Source organism: Hyphobacterium sp. CCMP332, assembly GCA_014323545.1.
Classification (GTDB): domain Bacteria; phylum Bacteroidota; class Bacteroidia; order Cytophagales; family CCMP332; genus CCMP332.
This window is the reverse complement of sequence record CP058647.1, coordinates 592469-606279: the sequence shown is the minus strand read 5'-3', so window position 1 is coordinate 606279 and position 13811 is coordinate 592469. Positions and strand designations below refer to the sequence as shown.

Sequence of the window (13811 nt, the reverse complement as noted above, 5' to 3'; positions counted from 1 at the left end):
TATAGGCGTTTTTTGATAATATTGAATAAAGAAATTATATAAAAACGCTGTTTAAGCTCCAAAAAAGCTTAAATATCCCCCAATCTGCGCATTTTTTACTTTGTTTTTTTCTGTAAATTCATGAAAAAAGAATAATGGATTCTCATAAAATGGTATGGTTTATTCGTGCTAATAAAGCGAATCACAAAACTCATGAAAACAGTAGAAAAATTAGTATTGACCTTTATTTTATCATTGGTAATTGCTTATTGCGGTTATGCTGAAATTGATAAACACTCAAATGCAAAATCTAAAGGTTTTAATGCTAATCAAAAGTATACTGCTGCCCAGTGTGCCAGATCCAGCTCCAGAGAAGTTTTAGAAATAAACAATGTAAGAACCTTATTGCATAATGGAGGTGACATGTGGTGGACTGTTACCGCTCCCGAAGCGGCACGTTATGAAATTCCAAAACAAGACGACCCAAGTGCCCCAAAACAACATTCTCTATATGCCGGCTCAATTTGGCTGGGAGGACAGGATGAGTCTACAGGAGAATTGCTGGTTCTGGCCAATACTTATAGACAAACAAATTATTCTCTTTGGTCGGGCCCGCTTTATGAATCTGGACCGGACCGGGGTACCATTTCAACAGAAGAATGTGCAACATGGGATGTACATTTCAAGATAAGCAGAGATGAGGTTGAAAATTATATCGATGAATATCAGGCAGGCAGAATTCAATCGGTGGAAGATATTCCAGAACCCATACTGAACTGGCCCGGAAGAAATAATCCCTACATCACTTCCCCGGATGGTTTGTTCAATGACAGAACTGTTGATATGGATCGTGATTTGGCCCCTTTTGATGAATTTATACAAATTGAAGAAGAAGGAGCCGGAGACGGAATTTACGATCCTTTGCAAGGGGATGTGCCCTTTATTTTTGGAGATGAAGGCATTTGGTGGGTAATGAACGATGAGGGAAATTCTAAGGAATTTGGAGGTGTAATTGGAGCAGCTCCTCCCATAAATATGGAAATTCAAGTGATGGGATTTGGCTTTGCAACCAATGACGTATTAAATGATATGACCTTTTACTGGAACAGGCTACTCAATCGTGGATCAAGAATAATTGTAGAAACCAGAATGGGGCAGTGGGTGGATCCTGACCTTGGATTTGCAGAGGACGATTATGTTGGAGTTTGTGTGCCCAGAGGCCTTGGAATCTGTTATAATGGCGATGAATTTGATGAAGGAATTTCCGGATATGGTGAAAATCCGCCATCAGTAGGTGTTGATTATTTTGAAGGCCCATGGGCAGATAAGGACACTTTAGGCGATGGTATAGATAATGATGGAGATGGCTTCATTGATGAACCTGACAAGGGATATGAAGTTTATGAAGGTGATGGAATAGACAATGATAAAGATGGCGAGGTGGATGAAATAGATGAGTTAATAATCATGTCGAATTTCGTGTACTATAATAATAGTGAAAGCTCTATCAATGGTGAACCAGACAATGCACAAGACTTCTTTAATTATTTGAGAAATAAGTGGAAAGACGGTTCAAATTGCACTTATGACCTTGGACAGGGTATTCAACAAAGCTTCCCCCCCTGCGACTTTATGTTTCCCGGAGAATCAGACCTCGAAATCGGCTGGGGTTTAGGAGGAAACGTGCAACAACCGTATAGTGGCCCTCAGAATGTTGCTTGGGATGAAACAGTTTCAGGAAATCAACCGGATGATCGAAGAATGCTTCAGTCGGCCGGGCCATTTACTTTGGAACCCGGGGCATTAAATGAATTGACAATCGGAATACCCTGGGCAAGAACCGGAGCCGGCGGGTCCAGAGGTTCTTTAGGAAAATTAAAGGTGGCAGATGACATCTGTCAAAAACTTTATGATAATGACTTTGAATTGCTCAACGGGCCTGATGCACCCGATGTTATCGTCACTGAACTGGATAAGGAAATTATATTAACAATAGAGCCCAGTGAATTTACTATTGTAAATCAAGGTGTTCGTCAGGCGATGAATACTGAAACATATAAGGAATTCGAAGCAAATGTTGGTGATTTTTACAGATTTGAAGGTTATTTATTCTATCAATTGGCGAATAATACAGTTACAGAAGCAGATCTGGATAATCCTGACAAAGCGCGATTAATAGCACAATGCGATATAGCTAATGGAGTTACCCGAATTATAAATTATGAAAATGATGTAACGATTGGTGAAAATATTTTTGTTCCGGTCATTAAAGTAGAAGGGCAGGATAATGGCATATTCAGAACCTTGAGAGTTACTGATGACGCCTTTGCTGAAGGTGATCCGAAATTAGTAAACCACAAGACTTATACCTTCCTTGTTTTATCCTATGGCTATAATCCCACTATGGCTTTCAAAAATTTAGGTGATAATGTTGGTGATAGGAAAGAACAGCCTTTTATTCTGGGCAGGAGAAATGGCATTAGGAAAGTAGTGGTTCCTCATCCTAGTGTTGGCACAATTCTTAATTCGGGATATGGCGATGAGTTTGAAATAACAGCAGAAAGCGGAATCGGGAATGGTGGAAATATCTTGGAATTTAAAACAGGAGTTGAGGAAAAAATCCTTTCAGGAACGCCTTATAAAAGAGTCTATAGATCAGGCTCAGGGCCGCTTTCAATCAAGGTTTATGATCCTAAATTGGTAAAGAGTGTTAATAATGCTGAAGTCGTATTAACAAGTCGGTTGGAATATGATATCACTGAGAATAATTTTCAGTTTCTCAAAGGTGATACCATCGAATCATTGGGAGATTATTTATCCAATGAAACTGTGAATATGGATGGCAATTCAATTCATTACCAAATCAATCCTTACAAAAGACAGACAAATGGAAAAGCCATTGTAATAAGGGAAGTTCCTGAATTAGAATCGGCTACTTCTAAAACATTGGAAGTAAGGCTATTAAACGGTTGTGAAAATGGAACATTTGTAAGAGATGTTTACGCAATAAGAATTGATGGAACTCAGCAAACGTATGAAGGAAGTGGAATAAAACGCCCTACAAAGTTTTGGTTAAATTCAGACAGCAGCAGCATAGTCAATGCAATCAATTTTGTAGAACACGATTTATGGACACTCAAAGCCGATGGCCTTGTTGTAAAAGGATCCGTTCCTGTTAGTGATGAAAGTGAACAAACTATTCCAGAATTTGGAATTTCTCTTGAATTGGAAAGAGGATATAATCCGGGTTATAAAAACAGGGAGGAAGGGTTTGAAAAGAATGGATTTCAGGATGCCAATATTGTTTATGAAAACAGATTACAGGATTGGTTAATCCCTATTGATTATGATAATCATCCATGGATTGATCAGGCTGAAAGTTCACTTATAACCTATGATCAACTCGATGTTTATCAGAATGTATTAGAAGGAAGCTGGTCAACTTGGATTTCATCAAAAAATGCATTTTCAGATGAAAGTATTGCTCCTGGAGTTGCTGTTCGTGAACCTGAAGGATGGTCCTATATACAGGATCTGCCAAATGTTGACATTGTATTTACTCGCGACAAAAGTAAGTGGACAAGATGTATGGTAATTCAAATGGCCTCACCTGACTCAAGTATTATTAGTAAGGTTGTAAATCGTTCTCAAAAAAGTGAGAAGCTTAGTGTGGATAAAAATGGAAACCCCGATGGTACAAAAGTTGCCTTTCCAAGTGGAAGTAATGAGAATTCCAGAGGTTATTCATGGTTTCCAGGCTATGCAATAGACATTGATAAAGGGATTCGTTTGAATTTGGCTTTTACCGAAAATAAATTGATTGATTCAGTTTCCGGAAATGATCTTTTGTACAATCCTGATACAAATGATCTTAATAATCATTACATCATACTAAGCAACATGCCTTATGACTTTGAAATTCCCGGAGTACAAAGCAAATTTCAAAGACAAATGGATAGCACCTTTGAAGATCAGAAAATCAGTCGATCCAACCAATATGGAGTTGTTTATGAGCAATCTTTTAGCTGGATAGGAATGATGAAAATAAAAAGAGCATTTGCAAATCTTCCTGAGGATGACAGAACAGACGTACGCGTAAAACTACGGGTTGAGAAGGATTATGAATCAAATGAATGTGGAGTTCCACCTACATATACATTTAGTACAAGTGGTTTTCAGTCTGTTCTTGAGAGTAAAGAAAAAGGACAAAGCGATTTGGACATTATAAGGGTTGTTCCGAATCCCTACTATGCCTATTCCGAGTATGAACAAAGTCAGGTTGATAAAAATGTAAAAATCACCAACCTTCCGGGTAAATGTAAAATATCTATTTTTTCAATGAATGGGTCCTTAATCAGGCAATTCAATAGAAATATTCCAGAGGATATTCCCGGACTTGGACTTAGCAGCCAGAATTGGGAGTTGACCAACGAAGAAGGTATCCCGGTTGCCAGCGGAGTTTACTTAATTCATATTGATGCAGGAGAGTTGGGAGAGAAGGTTGTTAAGTTTTTTAACATAAGCAGACCTGTTGACCTGGATACATTCTAAATGTGAAAATCGAGTAAATTTAAATTATGTGGCCTTTTTGAATAAAAGGCTCACTCTTTTATTATTCCGGTTATCTTTCTATACAAATCGGTATTCTGATAATTACCACCGAAAATTTCGCTATGTACACCGTATGCCCAGATATTGTTGTTTAATTGGTTGTAATTGAGCGCCTTAGATGAATATATAATTGTGTCTCCCTTGCTAATTTCAAAAACTCTATCGTAATTCTGAAAAGGATTGATCAATAAAAACAGATATGACTCCGAATTAAACCCTTCAATATTGACTATATAGTCTATATATGAATTTATTCTGTATAAATTATTTTTACTTTGAGTTTCAAGTAATTTTTCCAAACCTGTATAAGTCAAAATCAATACGTGAGAATCTGTGTTTCTAATTCTCGACCAGTTTTTTAAGCCCTCCATTACTAAATCAACAGAGTCTGGAATGCTAAAATTATTGTATATACCTGCAAATTTTTGACTTCCCTTTATCTTAACTTTATTTATATCAAGACTAATGTTGTAGTTTTTAATTCCGAGTTCTTCAAGTAAATTTTTTCGATCTACTCTTCTTGAAAACAAATTTGTTCCCATTCCCCAAAAAAAATCAGGTTGATGTTTTATCAGGTTTAATGCGGCATGCTCTGGGAATGGAATATTTTCTGTTTTTCCAGGGAAAACTGCACCTATTAATTTAGAACCAAGACTGCCGTCACAAATGATTGATATTTGATATTCTGATTCTTCAAAATCCGAAATCCATGTTTTATTGACCACTGAATCCTTATCAATACCCAAATGCCCTATTAAAGTTGTTTTACCAGACATTAGTGCTGTCATATTAGAACTTATGTCAGAATAGTCATCGAAATAACTTATTGGTTCATAAGTGCCCAATTGTTTAAAATTTCGCAGGTTCTCTGAATTAGGGTCGTCTAATAACAAGCTAAAAATATCCTGATCTAATCCAGGTATAAAGAAAACAACCAAATTGGTCTGTGTATTTAAATTATATTCCTCAATTACTGCTTCAGGCTGACCTCCTGAGGATTTTTCCTCAGTACTACAGGAAAAAAGTATAAATACTAAAAATACTGTGAAAATTACTTTGGCTTTGTTCATTTATAAACTTCAGAAAGTGAATATTTCTTACCGGGTAAGGAATTTATCAATCCTCTAAATTCGAGATTTAAGAGAATTGATGCTAATTTATGAACAGGGATTTGAGTATTCCATGCTAATTGGTCAATAATAATAGAATTGTTTTTTTTTAGTTCAATAATTATACTTTTTTCATCCTTTTGTAATTCCTCTAAATCTATCTCTGTTTTTTTTACACTTTCAGTTTCCTGATCCCAATTTAAATAATACTCGAGATCTGTAATATTGGTGAAAATATTGGCTTTATGTTGTTTAATTATATTATTGCAGCCTTCACTATAAGTATTATAAATATTTCCAGGGACTGCAAAAACGTCTTTGTTATAGCCATTGGCCAAATCTGCGGTGATCAAAGCACCGCCTTTTTTCGCCGCTTCTACCACAATTACTGCATCACAAAAGGCAGCAATGATTCTATTTCTAGCGGGGAATTTTGGCGCATCCGGTATTGTACCGGGAGGGTGTTCAGTCAAAAGCCCTCCATTTTTAATCATTTTTTCAGCGAATACTTTATGTGAAGCCGGATAAATTTTGTCAATACCTCCTGCTAGCACACCGACCGTAGTTAATTTTTGATTAATTGATTCTTTATGAGCAGTGATATCAATACCATAGGCCAGACCACTGATAATTAATGTATTATGCTTTTTTAATTGTCCGACAATCTCTTTGCAAACTTCGATTCCATAATTGCTGGCATTTCTTGTACCAACTATGCTTATGGCTTTTTTGGCATTCAAGTCGCAATTTCCTTTAAAGTATAATACCGAAGGAGCGTCGGGTATATTTTTAATTCTTTTGGGGTATTCAGGGTCTGAGTGAAATAAAATTTTGATCTTTTGTTTTTCACAATAGTCGAAAACCCTTTGAGCATCCTTCAAAGAGGCATTGTTTTTAATCAAGGCATGTGTATGTGCACCAATTCCCGGAATTCTTAATACTCTGGCAGGATGAGCTTGAAAAACCTCTTTTGCACATCCACAATAGGATATTAGTTGCTTAAATGTATAGCCCCCAATACCAGGTATTAGGCTGAGAGCCAATTTGTATATTAGCTCTTCCTGCATGAATTATGATATGTTTGCGCGAAGATCGGTAAGAAAGTTTCTCACATCTTTTAATGAAGAAATTACATCCAGTTTGTTTTTTGATTTATTGCTTTGTGATTTGATGATATCTCTGGCGCCGGCTAAAGTATAGCCCTTTTCTTTGACAAGGTGATAAATCAGTTTAATACTGTCTATATCTTTTTGAGTGTATTGTCTTTTGCCATTCCTGTTCTTTTTTGGATTGACTTCATCAAATTCTTTTTCCCAAAAACGCAATAATGATGTTGCAACGCCAAACATATCTGCAACTTCGCCTATATTATAATATTTTTTAAGGATAGGTTTTTCTTTGTAGGGCATGGGAAATTAAATTATCTTTTCTGAAAATTATGTATTTATCCGTGGAAATAAAATTCCAATTCGTGAACTATGGATATTCCACTTTGAAAACCATTACTGAATTACCGCCACCTACACTGCTTCTTCCCTGACTTGTAACAACTAATAGTTTATCGTTATTGCTCAGATCCATTCCTACGGGAAACGAATCTACTGGAATTTCTGAAATCACTTTCATATCACTACTCCTGACCACAGCGATTTTACTTTCATTATTAGCACATGCAAAAATGTATTTACCATCTGAACTTGCAGATATTGTTCTCAAACCTTTTCCGGCAAATACAGATTCCCATTCTTTAAAATAGCACATCTTACTATCACAGTTTAAACGGGCATTAATGACATCCTGATATTTGGCCTTTTGGACATAGCCAGGAATATTACTACTCAGGATTAACCAATCATTATTAATTACCAAATGACGAATATTGATTTTCATTCCCCATACAGACCCTTTATATTCCAAAGAATCCATATTAAATATTGCTATCCCTCCGTTTCCTCCCATTCTTCCTACCAATAAATAATCTCCTTGGGGAGTAAATACGGTACCGCGAAGACAAAAACCACAACCATTATCACGATCTACTTTTTCTTCTGGATCAAAGTCAAGCTTCATCTTCTTATCAACCACAAATTGCTTAACATACTTAAAGGACTGTGGATCATTAGAGGAAATATCTATTATTCCAATTGTGTTATCTCCCCAATGTGTGACGGCTACATATTTATTGTTTGGGGAGGCGGCAATCATCTTTGGCAAGGGGCCGGTTGGCATTACTCTGACAATACTGTCGTTTTCTGTATTAATAATGGCCACACCACTTGGTGAAACCGCATTTTTATCAAAGCTGCGTCTGTAGTATGTCACCCATAAATATTTGCCATCATGAGAAAATGTGCTCTCAACCGGCTTTCCGCTAAATATGTTGAAATCCGAACGTCTGTACCTGTATTTGTAATCAAAAACTGAAGTATCCTGAAAAAGCATAGTATCGCCCTTGTCAAAAACATGTTCAATTACTTTGATTTTCTCAAAGCTGTCAGCTGAATACACCAATGTTTCATAGCCTTCAAGCGATTGAACATATAGTTTTTTATCATCGGGGCTAAAGAGCGCTGACTTCGGTGAATTTATATTTTTGTCAAAGTGATCATTTGAGGAAGTGGTTCTTGAATTATAATGTTGAAACCTTTCTATCAATTCCAACTTAACTTCAGCTTCTGCAGGGCTTGATGCTGTTCCAATTGGTGTATTAATGACTTCGTATTCTACTTCTGTTTGTGCGGAGAGAACATTGGAAATAATAATTAATAAAGTGATTATTAGATAACGCATAATTCAAATATATATTCATGCGAAAATAGAAATGAAAAAGCAGAATTCAATTGAATTCTGCTTTGATAATATTTTAAATGATATTAATAATCAGGATAAAGATTGGTTTTCAACGCTTGAAAGCTTGAGAATCTCTTCGTACTCTTCAGCACTGAGATCATTGAAGAAATAGTGAACCGGATTCACTTTCTTTTTATTTCTAATTACTTCGTAGTGCAGGTGAGGTGCAACGGATGTGCCGGTACTTCCAACATAACCGATTATTTCACCTCTTTTTACTTTTTGGCCTTTCTTAACAATAAATTTACTCATATGAGCATATTTGGTTACATAGCCGTAACCGTGATTTATCTCCACCTGACGTCCATATCCACCTAAACTATACGTAGCCCTTCTTACAATTCCATCTCCCGTAGCATAAATTGGCGTGCCTCGTTCAGCAGAAAAATCTACACCCGTGTGCATTTTTCGGACCTTGTAAATTGGATGAATTCTCATTCCATATCCCGAAGCCAATCGTTTCAATTCTTTGTTGCTGATGGGTTGAATGGCAGGAATTGAAGCCAACATTTTTGCCTTGTCATTGGCCATCTTCAAAATCTCATCATAAGATTTTGATTGGATGTACATTTTCTTTTTAATCTTATCAATCTTTTGGAAAGTAGAAAGTATGAGTGTTTCCTGTTCAAGATCTTCCTCCATTAATGCCTGGTATTTATTGGCACCACCAACACCCGCTTCTCTTACACTTTCCGGAATTGGGTTTGCTTCAAATATGGTTCGGTAAATGTCATCATCCCTGTCTTGTAGCGCGGTAAGAATATTTTCTACCTGATTCAGTTCTTTACTTAATAAGTCGTATTTGAGTAAAAGTTCTTTGTTCTCTTTTTTTAGAAGTGCTTCTTTTGGGGAATCAAAATTTGTAAAATAAACAAAGAGTAAACCAACGGCTATAATAACACCCAGAAACAGGAATCCAAGAAAGTTAATAAAGATATCACCTTTGGAAACCTTTATTCTTTCATACTTACAACTTTCAGTATCGTAGTAATATTTAATTCTTGCCATCTATGTGCTGAATTTTCTACTAAATTTGCATGTTTTTTATAAAACTCGGCAAAAATACAAAATTACTTCATATAGAGTATCATTATTATATATACAATAATGAATCTATAAAGTTCAAATTTTATGAATTCAAGCGAAATACGTCAGAAATTCTTAGACTTTTTTAAGAAAAAAGGCCATAATATTGTCCAATCGGCTCCTATGGTGATTAAAAATGATCCTTCCTTAATGTTTACCAATGCCGGTATGAATCAGTTTAAAGATTTCTTTTTGGGCAACGAAGAACCCGATAATCCCAGAATAGCGGATACTCAGAAGTGTTTGAGAGTCTCCGGAAAGCATAATGATCTGGAGGAAGTCGGTATTGATACCTATCACCACACCATGTTTGAAATGTTAGGAAACTGGTCTATAGGTGAATATTTTAAAAAGGAAGCCATACAATGGGCTTATGAATTTCTTACTAAAGAACTGGGAATAAGCGATAAAAACATGTACGCTACAGTTTTTGAAGGCGATAAGACTGAAAAACTGGAAGCTGACGAAGAGGCTTATAATGAATGGAAAAAGTATTTAGGTGAAGAAAAGATACTGTACTGTAATAAAAAGGATAATTTTTGGGAAATGGGCGATACAGGTCCTTGCGGGCCTTCCTCAGAAATCCATGTAGATCTAAGATCTGAAAATGAACAAAAGAATATACCTGGCAAAGACCTTATTAATATGGGGCATCCCCAGGTAATTGAAATTTGGAATCTTGTTTTTATCCAGTTTAACAGAAAAGCTTCGGGTGAACTCGAAACATTAAAATCAAAACACGTTGATACCGGAATGGGTTTCGAAAGGCTTTGCATGCTAATGCAAGGAAAACAATCAAATTATGATACGGATGTTTTTACCCCGCTCATAAAGGAAATTGAAAAACTATCGGGTATAAAATACGGTATGGGTGAAAAAACAGACATAGCCATACGAGTTATATCGGATCATGTTCGAGCGGTAACGCTTGCAATTGCAGAAGGCCAATTGCCTTCAAACGCAAAAGCCGGTTATGTAATACGAAGAATTCTAAGAAGAGCTGTGCGCTATGGCTATACATTTCTCGATTTGAAGAAACCCTTTTTATACAAACTGGTGCCTGTATTGGCAGCACAGTTCCATAATGTGTTTGATGAAGTTTACAGTCAAAAGGATTTTTGTGCAAAAGTGATTCATGAAGAGGAAAATTCATTTTTAAGAACCCTTGAAAATGGTTTAAAAAGATTAGATAATCTCATCACAGATGCTAAAAAGAAACATAAAAATCAGCTCGATGGAAAAGTTGTATTTGAATTGTATGACACTTTTGGATTTCCGGTGGATTTAACTGCTTTAATTGCAAAAGAAAAATCTGTTCAAATCGATGAGGTTGGTTTTCAAAATGAAATGGCTGTTCAAAAAAACAGATCAAAAAAAGATGCTGAGAAATCCGCAGAAGACTGGACGGAACTGGCTAAAGGCACTACACAATTTGTGGGTTATGACAGTTTAGATGCGAAAGTAAGAGTATTAAAGTATCGAAAAGAAAAACAAAAGGGAAAAGAATACTATCATCTTGTTCTGAATAAAACTCCTTTTTACGCAGAGGGAGGTGGGCAGGTAGGAGATACAGGCGTATTGGAATCGAATAATAGCAACGTTAAAATTCTTAATACCATAAAAGAAAATGATTTAATCATTCATATTGCAGACAATTTACCCGAAGACTTAAATTCTGATTTACAAGCTAAAGTAAATGTGCAAAAACGTCTGTTGACTGAGAATAATCATTCAGCTACCCATTTATTGCATGCTGCATTGCGCAAAGTATTGGGTATTCATGTACAACAAAAAGGGTCATTGGTCAATGAAAAAATGCTGAGATTTGATTTTTCTCATTTTTCTAAAATGACAGAAGAGGAAATAAAAGAAGTCGAGCACCTCGTAAATCAAAAAATCAGAGAAGATATCTCTAAAGGAGAAGAAAGGGAAATCAGTTTTGATGAAGCCATCAAAAAAGGTGCTATGGCACTATTTGGTGAAAAGTATGGAGACAAGGTAAGGGTAATTAGTTTTGATCCGAACTATTCCGTTGAACTTTGTGGAGGAACACATGTGGATGCCACCGGTAAAATAGGCTTGTTTAAAATTATATCGGAAAGTTCAGTAGCGGCAGGCGTGAGACGAATAGAGGCCATCACATCAACAGCTTCAGAGGAATATATTGATGGCAAAGAGAAACTATTGGAGGAAATTTCAGAATTATTAAAAAACCCAAAGGATTTAAAAAAGTCGATTCAAAGCCTGATCGACGAGAAAAACAGTCTTGAGAAGAAGGTCCAGGAACAGGAAAAGAAAGAGTTAAACAATTTGAAGAAAGATATTTTGGATAATATCGAGCAAAAAAATGGATCTCAGATTCTTAATAAAAGACTTAAATTACCAAGCGCTGATAGTTTAAAACAATTGTTATTTGAATTAAAGCAAAATAATAATTCATTGTTTGCAGTTATTTCTGCGGATGTCAATGACAAAGCACTTATTGGTGTTATGATAAGTGACTCGCTTGTAAAAGAAAAGAATTTACATGCAGGTAATATCGTTAGAGAATGGTCTAAGTTAATCAAAGGTGGAGGGGGAGGACAAGCTTTCTTTGCTACGGCTGGGGGTACGGATATTTCAGGATTGAATGAGGTTAATAAAGTTGCCAATACATTTATTGAGGAAAATTTTTAGATGAGTAATAAAAACGAATTTGAAGCAGTTATTGGGCTAGAGGTACATGCTCAGTTATCGACAAGAAGCAAAGCCTACTCTTCTGATTTGGCAGAATATGGCGGATTGCCGAATACACATATCAGTACAATTACACTTGGTCATCCGGGTACACTGCCCCGAATCAATAAAAGAGTAGCAGAGTTTGCAATGCGCATGGGAATAGCTTGTCATTCTGAAATTTCAAGATATAACATTTACGATAGGAAAAACTACTTCTATCCTGACCTCCCCAAAGGATATCAAATTACTCAGGATAAAACTCCGATCTGCAAAGGAGGCTATGTCACGATTACTTTAAAAGACGGCTCTGAAAAAGACATTGAAATCACGCGCATACATATGGAGGAGGATGCCGGAAAATCAATGCATATTGATGGGCAGGAAGAAAGTTTTGTTGATTTTAACAGGGCCGGTGTACCCTTAATTGAAATTGTGTCTGAACCTGTAATTAAAAATGCAGATGAAGCCGCTGCTTATATGATGGAGATTCGAAAGCTGGTCCGTTATCTCGATATCTGCGATGGTAATTTGGAGGAAGGCTCTTTAAGATGCGATGCAAATATTTCAGTACGACCCAAAGGCGCTGATTATTTCAATAAAAAAGTTGAAGTAAAAAACATGAACTCATTCAAAAATGTTCATAGGGCCATTTCTCACGAAATTGAAAGACAGACAAAACTGTATAGTGAAGGTGGAACCGTTGAGCATTCCGAAACAAGAAACTTTGATCCGGTTAGCGGAAATACAATTCCTATGAGGATAAAAGAAGAAATGAACGATTATCGGTATTTCCCGGAGCCTGATTTACCACCGCTTGTAATCGATGAGGAATGGATAGAAAAAGTAAAAAGTGAAATGCCTGCCTTGCCCAGAGAACTTTATAGGAAGTTTAGAGATGAATATAAACTACCTAAGTACGATGCAGGTGTGTTGACAGAAAGTAAGGGAATTGCTAATTATTTTGAAGAATTATGTGCTCAAACTGATAATAAGAAACAGGCATCTAATTGGGTTATGGGGCCTGTAAAGTCCTATTTGAACGATTTGACATTGGATATTCAGAAATTTCCAATTTCGGCAAAACGACTTTCGGAATTATTGCATTTAATTAACGAGGGTAAATTGAGCAATTCGATCGCAGAACAAAGAATATTCCCGGAAATGATTAAAAACGCCAATAAAAATGCAGAAACAATAGCCGGGGAAATGAATTTGCTCCTTGATTCCGATGGTCATGATGTTGGTGACCAAATCGATGAAATACTGTCAAAATTCCCCGAAAAAGTGGCAGAATATAAAAATGGCAAGAAAGGACTTTTAGGGATGTTCATGGGGCAATTAATGAAAGAAACTAAAGGAAAGCTTGACCCAAAAACAGCCAATAGATTACTTACAGAAAAACTAGAAAATTAATGAGATTGCATTATTTATTTATCGGACTTTTTAGCGTTTTAATTG

General features: G+C 36.1%; 8 protein-coding genes. 3 read left to right on the top strand and 5 right to left on the bottom strand.

From position 1 onward, the window contains the following. Window positions 1-192 precede the first annotated feature (192 nt). Window positions 193-4530, top strand: a complete 4338-nt coding sequence (locus HZR84_02565; protein ID QNL20870.1) for a hypothetical protein — start codon at window positions 193-195, stop codon at window positions 4528-4530. Window positions 4531-4580: 50 nt separating this feature from the next. Here HZR84_02565 and HZR84_02560 read toward each other — a convergent pair whose 3' ends face one another. The 5 genes from HZR84_02560 to HZR84_02540 all read right to left on the bottom strand — a co-directional run bounded on the left by HZR84_02560 (window position 4581) and on the right by HZR84_02540 (window position 9557). Then, window positions 4581-5660, bottom strand: coding sequence for a hypothetical protein (locus HZR84_02560; protein QNL20869.1), 1080 nt, complete (start codon window positions 5658-5660; stop codon window positions 4581-4583). After that, window positions 5657-6766, bottom strand: a complete 1110-nt coding sequence (gene dprA, locus HZR84_02555; GenBank protein ID QNL20868.1) for a DNA-protecting protein DprA — start codon at window positions 6764-6766, stop codon at window positions 5657-5659. Before dprA ends, HZR84_02560 begins: the two co-directional genes overlap by 4 nt. Before the next feature lie 3 nt (window positions 6767-6769). Then, window positions 6770-7108, bottom strand: a complete 339-nt coding sequence (locus HZR84_02550) for a MerR family transcriptional regulator (protein QNL20867.1) — start codon at window positions 7106-7108, stop codon at window positions 6770-6772. 67 nt (window positions 7109-7175) lie between these two features. After that, window positions 7176-8489, bottom strand: a complete 1314-nt coding sequence (locus HZR84_02545) for a peptidoglycan-binding protein (protein ID QNL20866.1) — start codon at window positions 8487-8489, stop codon at window positions 7176-7178. Between the two features lie 90 nt (window positions 8490-8579). Next, window positions 8580-9557, bottom strand: a complete 978-nt coding sequence (locus tag HZR84_02540; GenBank protein ID QNL20865.1) for a peptidoglycan DD-metalloendopeptidase family protein — start codon at window positions 9555-9557, stop codon at window positions 8580-8582. Window positions 9558-9680: 123 nt separating this feature from the next. Here HZR84_02540 and alaS point away from each other — a divergent pair, with 123 nt between their 5' ends. Together alaS and gatB are read left to right on the top strand one after the other, a co-directional pair. Next, on the top strand, window positions 9681-12311 hold the full coding sequence (alaS, locus tag HZR84_02535; protein ID QNL20864.1) for an alanine--tRNA ligase: 2631 nt from the start codon (window positions 9681-9683) through the stop codon (window positions 12309-12311). After that, window positions 12312-13766 carry an Asp-tRNA(Asn)/Glu-tRNA(Gln) amidotransferase subunit GatB gene (gatB, locus tag HZR84_02530; protein QNL20863.1) on the top strand — a complete coding sequence of 485 codons (1455 nt, stop codon included), beginning with the start codon at window positions 12312-12314 and terminating at the stop codon, window positions 13764-13766. The last annotated feature ends 45 nt before the right edge of the window (window positions 13767-13811 follow it).